This window comes from Halomonas sp. NyZ770, assembly GCF_020616575.1.
GTDB lineage: Bacteria > Pseudomonadota > Gammaproteobacteria > Pseudomonadales > Halomonadaceae > Vreelandella > Vreelandella hamiltonii.
On the sequence record NZ_CP085143.1, the window covers coordinates 2,369,883 to 2,384,085 of the forward strand.

Here is a 14,203-nt window from a genome sequence, read left to right on the forward strand (position 1 = left end):
CGCTGTCGGAGTCAGGAATGTACGAAAGAGCGGCCAGCACGCGCGGGCTTTCGTAGGTGACCTGACTCCGTTCTGACGAACTGGAGAAGTGTTATGGCTACTGGTGTTTGGATTAGCTTGTTTGGATATTTTGCGCTCATGATCGCCATCGGCATCTATGCCATGCGCAAAGCGACCTCTTCCTCGGAAGATTACATGCTGGGGGGCCGTACCCTCAGCCCACAAGTCGCGGCACTCTCGGCAGGGGCCTCCGACATGAGCGGCTGGCTGCTGCTGGGCTTGCCCGGAGCCATGTTCGTGTCTGGACTGGGCTCTGCCTGGATCGGCATTGGCCTGCTGGTGGGCGCACTGCTCAACTGGATACTGGTCGCGCCTCGCCTGCGCGAGCAGACCATTCATTACGGCAACGCGATTACCATTCCGGCGTTTCTGGCCAACCGATTCCCGACCCGTGCGCTGGCACTGCGCACCGTGTCGGCCATCGTGATCGTGATCTTCTTTGCCGTGTATACCGCCTCGGGCCTGGTAGCCGGTGGCAAGCTGTTCGAAACGGCCTTCACCGGAGTGTACAACTTTGGCGACATGAGCAATTACGCCATGGGCGTCATCATTACCCTCGGCGTGGTGCTGATCTATACCGTGGTAGGCGGCTTCCTGGCCGTGAGCATGACCGACTTCGTGCAGGGCTGCATCATGATGCTGGCCTTGATCATCATGCCTGCGGTGGTGCTGTTCGGTGACGGCGGCGGTGGTTTCTCACAGGCGTCGGAGACGCTCAACAGTGTCGATCCCACGCTGCTCTCCTGGACCACGGGGCTGACGTTCGTAGGCTGGCTGTCGGCGGTGACCTGGGGCCTGGGCTATTTTGGTCAGCCGCATATCATCGTTCGCTTCATGGCCATTCGCTCACAAGAAGACGTGCCTGTAGCGCGTAACATCGGTATGGGCTGGATGCTGGTCTCGCTGATCGGTGCCGTGTCGCTGGGCTTGGCGGGTCGCGCCTTCGCAGTGCGTAACGGCATGGACATCCAGGATCCTGAAACCATCTTCATCGTGCTGGCCAACCTGCTCTTCCACCCGCTGATCACCGGCTTCCTGTACGCGGCGCTGCTGGCAGCGATCATGAGTACCATCTCCAGCCAGCTGCTGGTGTCCTCCTCTTCGCTGACGGAAGACTTCTACCGCCTGTTCCTGCACAAGAATGCCACCGAGCAGCAGTGCGTGGCGGTGGGCCGTGTGTGCGTCGTGCTGGTGGGTATTGTGGCCGCCATCATTGCTTCCAATGAAGACTCGCAGGTGCTGGGGCTGGTCAGTAACGCCTGGGCAGGCTTTGGCGCTGCCTTTGGTCCGCTGATCATCCTCGCGCTGATGTGGCCGCGCACCAACGGTGCAGGCGCATTGGCCGGCATGATCGTCGGTGCCGCCACCGTGATGATCTGGATTTCGCTGGGCTGGAGCGGCTCCTTCATGGGCGGCCCAGGTGTCTACGAAATCATCCCCGGATTCATCGCCTCCTTCATCGCCATCCTGGTCGTCAGCAACATGACCGCCGATGCCGGTGAGTACCAGCACATCGAACGCTGATCCTGACCATTACGCCTGGCGACGATTTTTAGCCACGGCTCTTGGCCAGCATGCCACCCTCACCGCCTACTTCGGCAGGCGGTGAGCATCGGCAAGCAGTCATCCGAGACCTCCTCGTCAAGGCCCCGCCGCCTTGCAGGAGGTCTCTTGCATTATTGGCCGCTTGCGCACCGCTCTTTGCCTCAGGTCAATAACGCACCGCTTCTGGCTGGTTATAGTGGCGCCATGGATCGCGAACCACTCACCCTCATCATGGTCAGGAGCAACATTATGCGCCCGTTCAAACCCTCTCTTCTCATCGCTGCCAGCATGGCCGTTGCAACGCTGGCCACCAGCAGCCAGGCCTTTGCCTACGGCGCAGGTGACTTCTTTACCCGCGTGGGCGTGGCACAAGTGTCACCCAAAAGCGACAACGGCGCCTTGGCCAATGGTGCACTGGCGGTGGACGTTCAGGACAAGACCGACTTCGCCTTTACGCTGGGCTATCGCTTTCACGACAAGGTGGGCGTCGAACTGCTGGCCGCCCTGCCCTTCAAGCACGACATTGCCCTGAACGGCGAGAACCTTGCCTCGACCAAGCACCTGCCACCCACCCTGACGCTGCAGTATTACCCGCTGGGCGGCACCCAGGCACGGGTTCAGCCCTACATTGGCGCCGGTATCAACTACACGCGCTTCTCGGACGAACAGCTGGCGATTGGTGAGTTGGATCTGGACGACTCCTGGGGTCTGGCAGGCCAATTGGGTATCGACCTGCTGATCGACGACAACTGGGCGCTCAACGCCGCCGCCTGGTACCTGGACATCGATACGGACGCCACGGTGAACGGCGCCGCAGCGGGCACCGTCGAAATCGACCCCATCGTGATCATGGCGGGTCTCAGCTACCGCTTCTAGAAGATACGGGGCTACCCATCAAACCGAACAGGCCCGGGGCATCTGCTCCGGGCCTGTTCGGTTGAGAAGCACGACAGCGCCGCGCTGACGGCTACCTGTTCAGTTGTCCGTCACCAGTTGGTCGACTCTTTCCATGGCGCGAATCACCAGCACCTGATCGCTGGCGCGCACTTTTTCCTGCATCAGATAAGCGGCCATGGCGGGCGCTACCTCACATTTGGCGGGCAGGGTCGCCTGGGCTTCTACCAGCGCGGTCAACCGGGCTACGAACACATAGCGCACCCACTGGGGCAGCGACATGGTATCCACACAAAAGGGCTCCTGACTGGCAAACGCACTCGCCTCTGGAAAGGGGGTTCGCCATAGGTTGGCGGCTTTCATCGCGGCTTCAAGCTCGAGAAGCGCGGTTTGAAGCTGTTGATGGACGCTCATAAACAGTCTACTCATAAGGAATGGTCGGCGTGATTATCCCAACTCTGTGGGTAACTTGCCACCGAGAGGCATGGCCAACGCGTTTATGCACAGATTCACAGAAAACCTGCAAGAGACTGTGGATAAACTATGGAAAGGTGTCGCAACGGCTACTCCCACGGGGCCTGGGGAATGTTGTTCACTTTTTGACCACTTCGACGATAAGGTATGGTTTTATCAACGGTTACGGCTGACAGTGACCGAGCATCAAGGTAGAGTGCACGCTTGAAATGCGGAAGGATGTCATGCAACCAATTACTACCCTCGACGAGTTCTTTACCCGCAGCGGTGCCGACGTGACGCTCTACCATATGGGGCGTCGTGTGGTGCCCTGCTCGCGGGATACCCTGCGCGGCTTCGAGCAGGCCGAACACGCCTGGCCCGAGCCCTGGCTGGGTCAGGCGCGTCTGGGCATCGTGTTTCGGCTGGGTGCGATGCCTGAACCGGCCATCTGGTTCCTCGCCCTGCCCTTGGACGAGCAGGGCATGCTCTCGCCTGCACAGCGGGATGGCTTCATCAATCGCTTGCTGGAAACCCTGGGGCGTAATGCCCTGGCATCAGAGCAGACATTGACAGCTGACGCCAGCGCTGGCGTAGACGACCTGATGAAGGACAACCCGCTGGCCTTCACGCCCGACGTCACCTTTCAGGCCATGCTCAATGCCCGTGCCACACTGCACCTGGGGCTCCCTGCCAGCCAGCACCTGGAACCGGTAGAAGCGTATCTGAGTGGCCAGCAGTCGATCGATTGGCAAGCGCTCGGCGTGCAGGGGCTGGCTGACTTTGCGGTGCGCATGGACGACGATGCAGCCAGAGCGCTGGCCGAACGGCTGTCTGACCTGCCCGCCAGCGTTACGCGTGCGCTATGCTACTGCCTCGAGCACCAGCCTTTGCCAGGCTGCCTGCTGGAAGCGCTTCAGGCGCGTGGCGAGCAGGCGGCCAGCGAAGGAGACGTGGAAACCGTGTGCGCCTGCGTAAGGGCTGTCGGCAGCTCACCAGAACCCACGGTAGGCGATTGGTACACGAGCTTGCTTGAGGATAGCGCTGCCTGCGGCCCTGACCTGATGGCTGCCATGGCCGGGCGCGGCTGGCAACTGCTGGAAGACGAGACACGCCTGCCGCTGTTCCTGAACCAACTGGCCGAAGACGAGCGTGCCGATTTCTCAGCCGTCGTGCGTGATATCGCCCTCGTTCCCAGGCTACGCTTGCCTGTCATGTTGACCCTGCGTGACGCACCTGTCGGTTCACCCATGCACGCACGCCTGGCAGGCCTGATGCCGCGCCGCGCATAAATTCGTAACAGGTGACGGTCATCATGCAGTTCTTCCAACTAGATGTCAGGAGTCAACCGTGAAGGAATTACCCTATCAGGCCAAGGCCGTGATTGGCCGCCGTGAAATGGTCACGCTGACCGACCTTGGCCTTCACCTGTGCTGCAAGGCCGATACCGGCGCGCGCACCTCTGCCCTGCATGCCGAAGAGATCGAGACGGAAGAAGATGCCCATGGGCAGCTGTGGGTCAGTTTCGTGACACATAGCGGGGGTCCCGACACCCCTGGGCATCGTTATCGTCTACATTTACATGACAGAAGACGGGTGACCAGCTCGAATGGGCACAGCGAATGGCGCTACGTCATTCGCACACAGATGGAACTGGGCCAGCTCAGCTTTCCCGTCGAACTTACCTTGACCGACCGCAGCAATATGCGCCACCCCATGCTATTGGGCAGGCGCGCCATGCGTCGTCTGTTAGTCGCACCCGGCGCTGCCTTTTTGCACGGCGAGCCTTGAATATACTTAACACGCCTTTCCTGTTTTGGCCCGGAGCCCTGCATGCATATTGCCCTACTTTCGCGTAACCGCAATTTATACTCGACCCGCCGCCTGGTCGAAGCCGCCGAGCAGCGCGGCCATACGGCTCGTGTCGTGGATACGCTGCGCTGTTACATGAGCATCGCCTCTCATCACCCCTCGATTCATTACAAGGGGGCCGAGATCGAGCCCTTCGATGCGGTCATTCCCCGCATTGGCGCCTCGGTGACTTTCTACGGCTGCGCCGTGCTGCGCCAGTTCGAAATGATGGGCACCTACGTGATCAACGACTCGGTCGCCATCACGCGCTCACGCGACAAGCTGCGCTCGCTGCAGCTACTTTCTCGCAAGGGGCTGGGGCTGCCCATCACGGGGTTTGCCCACTCGCCAGACGACATTCCCGACCTGATCACCATGGTCAAAGGGGCCCCGCTGGTCATCAAGCTGCTGGAAGGCACCCAAGGCATTGGCGTGGTACTGGCCGAGACCAACCAGGCTGCCGAGTCGGTGGTGCAGGCGTTCATGGGCATGAAGGCCAACATCATGGTGCAGGAGTACATCAAGGAAGCCAAAGGCGCCGACATTCGCTGCTTCGTGATTGGCGACAAAGTCGTGGCGTCCATGAAGCGTCAAGCGGCCGAAGGCGAATTTCGCTCCAACCTCCACCGTGGCGGCACGGCCAGCGTAATTCGCATTACCCCTGAAGAGCGCTCCACCGCCATCCGGGCAGCCAAGGCCATGGGCCTGCGCGTTGCCGGTGTCGATCTGCTGCGCTCCAACCATGGGCCGGTAATCATGGAGGTCAACTCTTCTCCTGGACTGCAGGGAATCGAGAGTGCCACGGGCAAGGACATCGCGGGCATGATCATCGAACATATCGAAAAAAACGCAACGCCTGTGCGAAAAGCGCCCCCCAAGCCTAAAGGCTAACGTCCAAAGGTAAAAATAATCCGCATTAGGGGTGGCAAATCAACGCTGCCACCCCCACAATCTGCGTCACCGAAGGAGGTAGACGCTCATGTTTCTCGACAATCGCCAAGTGGCGATGGACAGCGTGCTGGAAGCGCTGGCCGATAGCATTGATTATTTCCAGGACAATATCGAACGCCTGCGCCCCTCGCTGCGCGACGCGCTGAAGCCTCACTACACGGCTCGACTGAAACAGATGCGCAAGCTGCAGGAGCTGGCCCGTGCCCATCTGAAAATGCTTCCCAGGGATGCCGACGTGGAGCGCGATGACTTTCTGTGGCTGTGGAGCCGCCTGAAAAGCTTCGTGGGCAACGATAGTCAGGTTCTGATCAATGAACTGTTGGAACAAGAGCGTGTCTTGATGCAAGCCCTCTCGACCCTGTTTACCCATCCGCTGCCCGACCCCATCGAACCCGTTGTGGAAGAGTGCATGCAGGGCTGCCGTAAATTGATCCGCGAGCTGTATAGCCTGCAAAAGCGCAAAGCTCGCCGCTAAGCGCTCCTTTCGCGCACCTTCAAGGAGCCGACGGCTCTAGCTGCCGCGCTGGCTCTCCGAGCAGAGGCAGTTCCGGATAGAGCAGGCGCACGCCTTCCAGGTCGATCAGCACATCAGTGGTCACGGGTGGCGGCTCCAGAGGCAATCGATCACGGCTCAGCACGATAGGCTCGGCCGGCCCCAGAAAGTGAGGCTCCCTGCCCCACAGGTACAGATCCCCCAGCGTCGCCATACGCGCCAGCCACTCACGCACCTTGAGCCGCCACTCGCCCGCCGAGGGCTGCTCTTCGGCCACACAACCCGTCACGTCCATGCCCAGCGAACGGCCGATAAAAATCGCTCGTGGCAAGTGCCAGCTCTGGGTCACCAACAGCGCCTGCTCCAACTGAAACACATGCCGCGCTCGCACCATGGTGTCGTAGGTACTGAAGCCCGCAAAATCCATGGTCAACCTGTCGGCCGGCACGCCTCGTCGATAAAGGTCGCGCCACATGGCTCGGGGCTCGTTGTAGGCCTGGGTGCGGTTATCACCGGAGAGCAGCAGATGCTGCACGCGCTCATCGGCTATCAGGCGCGCCGAGGTGCGCATACGCGCATGAAAATGAGGGTTACGCAGCCCGCTACGTGTCCAGTGAGAGGTGCCAAAAACGATAGCGACATCCGTTGGACGGCACTCTTGCAGCTGCGTATGGATATAGCGTGAGGTGCTCAGCAGTACCCAGGCGTTGCCTGCCGCCAATAGCAAAGCCGCCAGCAGCACCATGGCTACCAGCGACAGCAGACAACGTTTTACCCAACGAAATAACAGGCTGTGCATCCAGCTCCCCAGCAGGGGTTAGAACATGCCGAGCTCAAGCTTGGCTTCATCGCTCATCATGTCACGACTCCAGGCGGGGCTGAAGACGATTTCGGTATGCACCTTGCTGATCTGCGGCGCTCCCAGGATCTTGTTGCGCGCATCGGCAGCGATGACATCGCCCATGCCGCAGCCAGGCGCGGTCAGCGTCATGCGAATGGTGACGATGCGCTCACCGCTGATCAAGCGCTCGATACGACACCCGTACACCAGCCCCAGATCGACGATGTTGACCGGAATTTCCGGATCGAAACAGGTGCGCAGCTGATCCCAGACGAACTGCTCGATCTCGTCATCGCTGGCTGACTCGGGCAGCGTAGGCCGTGGCAATGCTTCAAGCCCCAAGGCATCGAGATTGCGACCCTCGATCAGATACAGCCGCCCTTCGTATCCAACGCTGACAGAGCTGCCTTTCGCCTGCATGACACTGACGATGCTATCTTCTGCCAGCGTATCCGTCTTGCCGAACGGAATGGCAATGGCTTCTACATCACGCTGTAGCGGCAGTTTCTGACCTCGTTCGAGGCTGGCCACTTGCTCGATATCCATAGATGTCCTTAGCGTACCATTTGGATCACACGGTTCAGCGCCGCAACGAACGCATCGACCTCTTGCAGGGTATTATACGCTGCAAACGAGGCACGACAGGTAGCCTCGACGCCAAAATGGTGGAGCAGCGGCTGCGCACAGTGATGCCCCGTGCGAATCGCCACGCCCAGCTGGTCGATCAATAGCCCGATATCCTGAGAGTGGGCACCGTCCACCACGAACGACAGCACTCCCGCCTTGTGCGGCGCCGTGCCTAGAATGCGCAGTCCGTCGATGTGGCTGACGGCCTGAGTGGCATGGGTCAACAGCACGGCTTCCCAGTCGCCAATGGCCTCGACCCCCACGTCCTCTATCCACTGCAGCGCACGCCCCAGCGCAATCACTTCCGCAATGGCAGGCGTGCCGGCTTCGAACTTGTGGGGAATGTCCGCGAAGGTCGTGCCCACGTCGAACGAGACGGTCTTGATCATCTCACCGCCCCCCTGCCAGGGCGGCATGGCCTCCAGCAGCGCCGCCTTGCCATACAGCACGCCCACGCCCGTGGGGCCATACACCTTGTGGCCGGAGAAAGCGTAGAAGTCGGCGTCGATGTCCTGAACATCCACTTTTTGGTGCGGCGTCGCCTGGGCACCGTCGACCAGAATCAGTGCGCCCTGCTGATGGGCCAACGCGGCCATTTCCTTGACCGGGTTGATGGTCCCCAGCGCATTGGACACATGATTCACCGCCACCAGCCGGGTCCGCTCGGTGAGCAGTGTGCGATAGGCGTCCATGTCCAGCGCACCATGAGCGTCTACCGGGATCACCTTGATGGTAAAACCACGCTCGGCGGCCAACAGCTGCCAAGGCACGATGTTGGAGTGGTGCTCCAGCATCGAGATGAGCACTTCGTCGCCCGCCTGCAGCTGGCTTCGCCCCCAGCTCTGGGCGACCAGATTGATCGCCTCAGTGGTGCCCCGGGTGAAGATGATCTGGCGAGCATCCTCGGCATTGAGAAAGTCCCTGGCGCGATGACGTGTCGCTTCGAACGCGGCCGTCGCCTCATCCGCCAGGGTGTGCAGCCCACGGTGGATGTTGGCGTTGTAGCGAGCGTAGTAGTCGCCAAACACGTCGATGACCGCCTGGGGAGTCTGGCTGGTAGCAGCATTGTCCAGATAGACCAGCGGCTTGCCGTGCACTTCCCGCTGGAGCACGGGGAATTCGCGGCGCAGGGCCTCGATATCGTAGGCGGCAGTGCTGGCCGTGGTCGCTTTCTCAATCACGCTCTGGGGCATGGGGGACTCCTTGATTAATCGTTCAGCGCAGCCGCTGCTTCCACCAGCCCTGCCAGGTTGAAGCGCTCGGGCAGTTTGCCTGCCACCGCCAGCTCGACTCGCTCGGCAATGGCATCCAGCGTGACCTGTTCCAGCACTTCACCGGCAAAGGCCAGTGTCAGCAGGCCGCGCGCCGTGGCTTCGTCGATACCCCGGGTACGCAGCGCATAGACGGCTTCTTCATCCAGCTGGCCCGTGGTGGTGCCGTGGGAGCACTTGACGTCATCGGCGTAGATTTCCAACTCCGGCTTGGCGTTGATTTGCGCGCGGTCGGAAAGCAGCAGGTTCTGGTTGCTCTGGAAGCCTTCGATTTTCTGGCTGTCGCGCTTGACGTATACCCGGCCGTTGAAGACGCCCTGCGCACGGTCATCCAGAATGCCCTTGTAGTTCTCGTTGGAGAACGTCAGCGGCGCGTTGTGGTTGACCTTGGTGTGGTTATCCACGTGCTGGCGACCCTGACCGAAGAACAGCCCGTACAGGTTGCTTTCGGCGCCCTGCCCGTCCAGCTCGCAAATCAGGTCGTTGCGCACCAGCGCACCGCCCAGATTCAGGTTGTAGGAGGTGTAGCGGCTGTCGCGACTCTGCTCCACGTGGATACTGGCAATGTGCAGATCGCCCAGCGGAGCTTCCTGAAGCTTGTAGTGGTTGAGGATCGCACCACGGTCCAGCATCAGCTCACCGACCACGTTGGTGAAGTTGGCAGCATCGGCTTCCCCCACGTAGTGCTCGATCAGCGTGGCCTCGCTGCGCCCGGCCGCTTCGACCAGCACCCGAGGGTGGCTCATGACCGGCGCCCCGGCCCGTGAGAGAAACTGCAGCAGAATCGGCTTTTCCACTACCGTGCCGGGCGCAATACGCACCACGGCCCCTTCTTCCACGAACGCGGTGTTGAGCGCCGAGAAGGGCGAGAATTCCACGCCGGTCAAACGACCCAGCGGGCCACCCACCGCTTCATGGTTATCGCTGAGCGCCTTGGAGAGCGGCATGACCTGCACGCTGGAAGGCAGACCTTCCAGGTCAGACAGCGCCGCCGAAAATACGCCATCGACGAAGGTCAGGCGATAGGCTTCCAGTGGCAGCGTCAGCGCAGCCGCCTGCGCCTGGGAGAACTCGGCGTTATCGGCCAGGGCGAAATTTCCCTGAGCAATGGCGCGTACGTCGGTGTATTTCCACTCTTCATCGCGACGAGTAGGAAAGCCCATCGCCTCGAAGCGTGCAGCCCCCGCCTGGCGGCGTGCGGCCATCCAGCTGGGCTCTGTGCCACGCTGTTGGCTGCGCGCCGCCAGCGTATCCAGAAAGGTTTGTGTCTCGCTCATGCCACGGACTCCTCGATGCCTTCGTAACCGTTGGCCTCCAGCTCTTTGGCCAACGCCGCGTCACCGGTCTTGACGATACGACCATCCATCAGGACGTGGACCTTGTCGGGCACGATGTAGTCCAGCAGGCGCTGGTAGTGTGTGACCAGCAGAATGGCACGCTCTTCGGCGCGCAGGCTGTTGACACCATCGGCCACGACCTTCATGGCATCGATGTCCAGGCCGGAGTCGATTTCGTCCAGCATGGCCAGCTTGGGCTGCAGCACCAGCATCTGCAAGATTTCGTTACGCTTCTTTTCACCGCCGGAGAAGCCTTCGTTCACCGCGCGCTGCAGGAAGCTGGCATCCATTTTCATGAAGTTCAGCTTCTCTTTGACCAGCTTCATGAACTCTGGGGCGGGCATCTCGCCCTCACCACGGGCAGCGCGCTGAGCGTTCAGCGCCGACTTCAGCAGGTAAATGTTCTTCACCCCCGGAATCTCGACGGGGTACTGGAAACCCAGCAGCAGGCCTGCCTGGGCGCGCTCTTCGATTTCCATTTCCAGCACGTCCTGGCCTTCGAAGGTGATGCTGCCTTGGGTGACTTCGTAGCCATCCTTGCCCGCAATGACCGCTGACAAGGTGGATTTACCCGCGCCGTTGGGGCCCATGATGGCGTGCACTTCACCGGCATTGATGGTGAGCGTCAGGCCTTTCAGAATCTCTTTGCCGTCGACGGTGACGTGTAAATCATTCACTTGCAACATAGTAATCGCCTTTTAAAAAATAGGGGGATGCCTGCGCGGTTAGCCCACCGCACCTTCAAGAGTGACGTTCAACAGTGCTTCCGCTTCTACCGCAAACTCCATCGGCAGCTCCTGGAAGACATCCTTGCAGAAGCCGTTCACGATCATGCTCACCGCATCTTCTTCCGAGATGCCGCGGCTCTGGCAGTAGAAGAGCTGGTCTTCACCGATTTTCGACGTGGTGGCTTCGTGCTCGATGGTCGCCGTGCTGTTGCCGATTTCCTGGTACGGGAAAGTGTGGGCACCGCACTTGTCGCCGATCAGCAGCGAATCGCACTGGGTAAAGTTACGTGCGCCTTTGGCGCGCGGACCGATCTTGACCATACCGCGATAGGACTGATCACTCTTGCCCGCCGAGATGCCCTTGGCCACGATGTAGGAGCGTGTACCTTCACCGATATGGATCATCTTGGTGCCGGTATCCGCCTGCTGGCGCCCGTTGGTCACGGCCACCGAGTAGAACTCACCGATGCTGTCCTTGCCGCGCAGTACGCAAGAGGGGTATTTCCAGGTAATGGCCGAGCCGGTTTCCACCTGCGTCCAACTGATACGCGAGCGCTCACCACGGCAGTCGCCGCGCTTGGTCACGAAGTTGTAGATACCGCCTTTGCCCTCTTCATCACCGGGGTACCAGTTCTGAACGGTGGAGTACTTGATGTAGGCATCATCCAACGCCACCAGCTCGACCACCGCTGCGTGCAGCTGGTTTTCATCGCGCATGGGCGCCGTACAGCCTTCCAGGTAGGAGACCTGGGCACGACTTTCGCAGATCACCAGCGTGCGCTCGAACTGTCCGGTATTGGCCGCGTTGATACGGAAGTAGGTGGATAGCTCCATCGGACAGGTGACGCCTTCCGGCACGAAAACGAACGAGCCGTCGGTGAACACCGCAGAGTTCAGCGCAGCAAAGTAGTTGTCGGCGACCGGCACGACGGTGCCCAGGTACTGCTTGATCAGCTCCGGGTAGTCGCGGATGGCTTCCGAGATGGAGCAGAAGATGACCCCGGCTTCCGCCAGCTCTTTCTTGAACGTGGTGGCTACCGATACCGAATCGAATACCGCATCGACCGCCACACCCGCCAGGGCAGCACGCTCGTGCAGCGGGATACCCAGCTTCTCGTAGGTTTCCAGCAGCTTGGGATCTACCTCATCGAGGCTTTGAGGACGGTCTTCCGGACGCTTTGGCGCGCTGTAGTAGGAGATCGCCTGATAATCGATGGGCGGATAATCGAGGTGTGCCCAGGAGGGCTCTTCCATTTTCAGCCACTGACGATAGGCATCCAGACGCCACTCCAGCATCCATTCCGGCTCGCCCTTCTTCTTGGAAATGAAGGCAATGGTGTTTTCATCCAGGCCAGGTGGCAGTGTGTCGCTTTCGATATCGGTGACAAAGCCATCTTTGTACTCGCGACGAACCAACTGTTCCATTTCTTCGCTTGCCATGGTGATACCCTCCGGGCAGTTGGGTGGCGAGTTGAGCTCGCCGTCAATAAGAGTGAATGTGGTTGCGACTTACGCCGAAGCCGCCGATAGCGTAATGCTTTGAATGGGTAGCTGAACGGGCAGCTTGATGGGCGCGGTGTCGGCGAGGTGCGCCAGGGTGACGCTCTCCAGCAGCGTGCGAATGGCCAGGGAAACGCGCTGCCAGTTGTCGGCCACACCACAGGTAGCCACCAGGTCGCACTCGCCTTCCGCCTGACTGCACTCGGTCATGGCCACGGGACCTTCGATGGCGCTGATGATATCGGCGGCGGTAATCCGCGAGGCGGGGCGTGCCAGCCGATACCCACCCTGGGCGCCGCGCTGGGACTCCAGCAACCCGGCCTTGACCAGCATTTTAAGCGTCTTGCTCACAGTCGGGTGCGGCAGCTGAACGGCTTCGGCCAGATCGGCGGCGGCATGGGAAGTGTTCGGATGGCGCGCGATTTGCGCCATCACCACCGCCGCATAGTCGGTCAGCCGAGAAAGCTTGAGCATGGTGACTCCCGTATGTAAGGCCCCGTGTGCGAGGAAGAGGCTTACCCATTAATTGGGGACCATTTTAGTCCTGTATAAAAATGATGTGAAGCCCTTCTGCAAAATCCTTCGCAAAAGTCGCTACTTCCTGGCACGTTCGCCGCTGATAACTTCAAAAAAGCCAATCATTCTCATTCATAAAAGCTATGACCGGCGACCCAGAAATGAGCATCGACCCCTGGCAGGTGGCAACATCAGGCTTTCTTGACGAAAATCGACTTCAATTTCATCGGGCCAATGCCATCTATCTTGCAGTCGATGTCGTGATCACCGGAGACCAGACGGATGTTTTTGACCCGCGTTCCCACTTTGACCACCAGCGAGCTGCCCTTCACCTTGAGATCCTTGATCACGGTCACCGTGTCGCCATCGACCAGCGGGTTACCGTTGGCATCACGAATGCCGGTGCTGGCGGATTCGGTTTCCTCTTCACCACCTTTCGACCACTCATGGCCGCATTCCGGGCACACGAATTGAAGGCCGTCGTCATAGGTGAATTCAGAGGCGCAGGCGGGGCAGTTGGGAAGGTCACTCATGAAAAGGCTCCATCGCTATCGGGTCATCTACTGGACGTAGAAAGCGGTGGAGCCTACACGGCTTGGGCAAAATGCTCCAGCCTGAAGAGATAGGTCAGTCGCGCTGGTAGGTACCGACCAGCCGATTCATGCCCAGCAGGTGCGGCTCGACGGCACGCAGCAGTTCGGGCAGCGTCAGTCCTTCGGGAAGCGTGGTCGCCTTGTCCAGTGCCAGTACCCAGAAATAGTAGAGGTGGCTACCATGGCCTTCCGGCGGCATTGGGCCGCCATAGCCCGGCTTGCCGAAATCCGACATCCCCAAGGTGCCTTGAGTAGTATTCTCTTCCAGCGACGTCATATCGCCCGGCAAGTTGTATAGCACCCAATGCACAAAACCGTAGCTGCCCTCTTTGACCAGCGGGGCATCGGGATCGTGGCAGATCACCGCATAGCCTTGGGTACCTTCAGGTGCACCCTGCCAGGCCAGATCGGGTGAGATGTCCTCGCCTTCGCCGGTATGCTTGGCAGGGATGGCCTGATGCTGACCAAAGGCCGTACTGCTGACCTGCATGGAAGATAGTGCAAATCCCATCGTCATCTCCAAATCGTCGATCGTAGGTTCAA

General features: G+C 60.2%; 16 protein-coding genes. 6 read left to right on the plus strand and 10 right to left on the minus strand.

All coding sequences use genetic code 11. The annotated features are described in order from the left end of the window. Window positions 1–93 precede the first annotated feature (93 nt). Window positions 94–1,584: a sodium/proline symporter PutP gene (gene putP, locus LG409_RS10910; RefSeq protein WP_039179446.1), complete on the plus strand. Its 1,491-nt coding sequence runs from the start codon at window positions 94–96 to the stop codon at window positions 1,582–1,584. Between the two features lie 270 nt (window positions 1,585–1,854). Then, on the plus strand, window positions 1,855–2,481 hold the full coding sequence (locus LG409_RS10915) for an OmpW/AlkL family protein (protein WP_227406648.1): 627 nt from the start codon (window positions 1,855–1,857) through the stop codon (window positions 2,479–2,481). A 99-nt stretch (window positions 2,482–2,580) separates the two neighbouring features. On the opposite strand, the gene LG409_RS10920 is transcribed toward LG409_RS10915, so the two are convergent. Continuing rightward, complete coding sequence (locus LG409_RS10920; RefSeq protein ID WP_227406649.1) at window positions 2,581–2,913, minus strand: YqcC family protein; 333 nt, start codon at window positions 2,911–2,913, stop codon at window positions 2,581–2,583. Between the two features lie 284 nt (window positions 2,914–3,197). Here LG409_RS10920 and LG409_RS10925 point away from each other — a divergent pair, with 284 nt between their 5' ends. The 4 genes from LG409_RS10925 (at window position 3,198) to LG409_RS10940 (ending at window position 6,229) form a co-directional block, all read left to right on the plus strand. Then, on the plus strand, window positions 3,198–4,244 hold the full coding sequence (locus LG409_RS10925; protein ID WP_227406650.1) for a DUF3549 family protein: 1,047 nt from the start codon (window positions 3,198–3,200) through the stop codon (window positions 4,242–4,244). Window positions 4,245–4,302: 58 nt separating this feature from the next. Then, window positions 4,303–4,743, plus strand: a complete 441-nt coding sequence (locus tag LG409_RS10930; RefSeq protein ID WP_039179438.1) for an ATP-dependent zinc protease family protein — start codon at window positions 4,303–4,305, stop codon at window positions 4,741–4,743. A 42-nt stretch (window positions 4,744–4,785) separates the two neighbouring features. Next, entirely contained in the window at window positions 4,786–5,694 is a 909-nt protein-coding gene (gene rimK / locus LG409_RS10935) for a 30S ribosomal protein S6--L-glutamate ligase (RefSeq protein ID WP_039179435.1), read from the plus strand. An 88-nt stretch (window positions 5,695–5,782) separates the two neighbouring features. Next, entirely contained in the window at window positions 5,783–6,229 is a 447-nt protein-coding gene (locus LG409_RS10940; protein WP_039179432.1) for a hypothetical protein, read from the plus strand. Window positions 6,230–6,248: 19 nt separating this feature from the next. Here LG409_RS10940 and LG409_RS10945 read toward each other — a convergent pair whose 3' ends face one another. The 9 genes from LG409_RS10945 to LG409_RS10985 form a co-directional block, all read right to left on the minus strand. Next, window positions 6,249–7,046 carry a SanA/YdcF family protein gene (locus LG409_RS10945; RefSeq protein ID WP_227406651.1) on the minus strand — a complete coding sequence of 266 codons (798 nt, stop codon included), beginning with the start codon at window positions 7,044–7,046 and terminating at the stop codon, window positions 6,249–6,251. 18 nt (window positions 7,047–7,064) lie between these two features. Continuing rightward, entirely contained in the window at window positions 7,065–7,634 is a 570-nt protein-coding gene (gene sufT, locus LG409_RS10950) for a putative Fe-S cluster assembly protein SufT (protein ID WP_039179426.1), read from the minus strand. Between the two features lie 8 nt (window positions 7,635–7,642). Then, window positions 7,643–8,908, minus strand: a complete 1,266-nt coding sequence (locus LG409_RS10955; RefSeq protein WP_227406652.1) for an aminotransferase class V-fold PLP-dependent enzyme — start codon at window positions 8,906–8,908, stop codon at window positions 7,643–7,645. Window positions 8,909–8,922: 14 nt separating this feature from the next. After that, window positions 8,923–10,263 (minus strand): Fe-S cluster assembly protein SufD, encoded by a 1,341-nt coding sequence (gene sufD, locus LG409_RS10960; RefSeq protein ID WP_227406653.1) that lies wholly within the window; start codon window positions 10,261–10,263, stop codon window positions 8,923–8,925. Continuing rightward, complete coding sequence (gene sufC / locus LG409_RS10965; RefSeq protein WP_039179419.1) at window positions 10,260–11,009, minus strand: Fe-S cluster assembly ATPase SufC; 750 nt, start codon at window positions 11,007–11,009, stop codon at window positions 10,260–10,262. Before sufC ends, sufD begins: the two co-directional genes overlap by 4 nt. Before the next feature lie 39 nt (window positions 11,010–11,048). Beyond that, the gene (gene sufB, locus LG409_RS10970) at window positions 11,049–12,491 is read right to left on the minus strand and encodes a Fe-S cluster assembly protein SufB (protein WP_227406654.1); all 1,443 of its coding nucleotides are present in this window, start codon (window positions 12,489–12,491) and stop codon (window positions 11,049–11,051) included. A 69-nt stretch (window positions 12,492–12,560) separates the two neighbouring features. Next, window positions 12,561–13,025 carry an SUF system Fe-S cluster assembly regulator gene (locus LG409_RS10975; RefSeq protein WP_016914269.1) on the minus strand — a complete coding sequence of 155 codons (465 nt, stop codon included), beginning with the start codon at window positions 13,023–13,025 and terminating at the stop codon, window positions 12,561–12,563. A 233-nt stretch (window positions 13,026–13,258) separates the two neighbouring features. Continuing rightward, entirely contained in the window at window positions 13,259–13,600 is a 342-nt protein-coding gene (locus LG409_RS10980; RefSeq protein WP_227406655.1) for a zinc ribbon domain-containing protein YjdM, read from the minus strand. Between the two features lie 94 nt (window positions 13,601–13,694). After that, the gene (locus tag LG409_RS10985; protein WP_227406656.1) at window positions 13,695–14,171 is read right to left on the minus strand and encodes a YbhB/YbcL family Raf kinase inhibitor-like protein; all 477 of its coding nucleotides are present in this window, start codon (window positions 14,169–14,171) and stop codon (window positions 13,695–13,697) included. Between the last annotated feature and the right edge of the window lie 32 nt (window positions 14,172–14,203).

What these genes read in the sequence shown, in the direction of transcription:
- sufC (WP_039179419.1), bottom strand. Translation starts at nt 11,009, where the DNA reads ATGTTGCAAGTGAATGATTTACACGTCACCGTCGACGGCAAAGAGATT.
- sufT (WP_039179426.1), bottom strand. Translation starts at nt 7,634, where the DNA reads ATGGATATCGAGCAAGTGGCCAGCCTCGAACGAGGTCAGAAACTGCCG.
- LG409_RS10975 (WP_016914269.1), bottom strand. Translation starts at nt 13,025, where the DNA reads ATGCTCAAGCTTTCTCGGCTGACCGACTATGCGGCGGTGGTGATGGCG.
- LG409_RS10985 (WP_227406656.1), bottom strand. Translation starts at nt 14,171, where the DNA reads ATGGGATTTGCACTATCTTCCATGCAGGTCAGCAGTACGGCCTTTGGT.
- sufD (WP_227406653.1), bottom strand. Translation starts at nt 10,263, where the DNA reads ATGAGCGAGACACAAACCTTTCTGGATACGCTGGCGGCGCGCAGCCAA.
- LG409_RS10980 (WP_227406655.1), bottom strand. Translation starts at nt 13,600, where the DNA reads ATGAGTGACCTTCCCAACTGCCCCGCCTGCGCCTCTGAATTCACCTAT.
- LG409_RS10955 (WP_227406652.1), bottom strand. Translation starts at nt 8,908, where the DNA reads ATGCCCCAGAGCGTGATTGAGAAAGCGACCACGGCCAGCACTGCCGCC.
- putP (WP_039179446.1), top strand. Translation starts at nt 94, where the DNA reads ATGGCTACTGGTGTTTGGATTAGCTTGTTTGGATATTTTGCGCTCATG.
- LG409_RS10925 (WP_227406650.1), top strand. Translation starts at nt 3,198, where the DNA reads ATGCAACCAATTACTACCCTCGACGAGTTCTTTACCCGCAGCGGTGCC.
- LG409_RS10920 (WP_227406649.1), bottom strand. Translation starts at nt 2,913, where the DNA reads ATGAGCGTCCATCAACAGCTTCAAACCGCGCTTCTCGAGCTTGAAGCC.
- sufB (WP_227406654.1), bottom strand. Translation starts at nt 12,491, where the DNA reads ATGGCAAGCGAAGAAATGGAACAGTTGGTTCGTCGCGAGTACAAAGAT.
- LG409_RS10915 (WP_227406648.1), top strand. Translation starts at nt 1,855, where the DNA reads ATGCGCCCGTTCAAACCCTCTCTTCTCATCGCTGCCAGCATGGCCGTT.
- LG409_RS10945 (WP_227406651.1), bottom strand. Translation starts at nt 7,046, where the DNA reads ATGCACAGCCTGTTATTTCGTTGGGTAAAACGTTGTCTGCTGTCGCTG.
- LG409_RS10940 (WP_039179432.1), top strand. Translation starts at nt 5,783, where the DNA reads ATGTTTCTCGACAATCGCCAAGTGGCGATGGACAGCGTGCTGGAAGCG.
- rimK (WP_039179435.1), top strand. Translation starts at nt 4,786, where the DNA reads ATGCATATTGCCCTACTTTCGCGTAACCGCAATTTATACTCGACCCGC.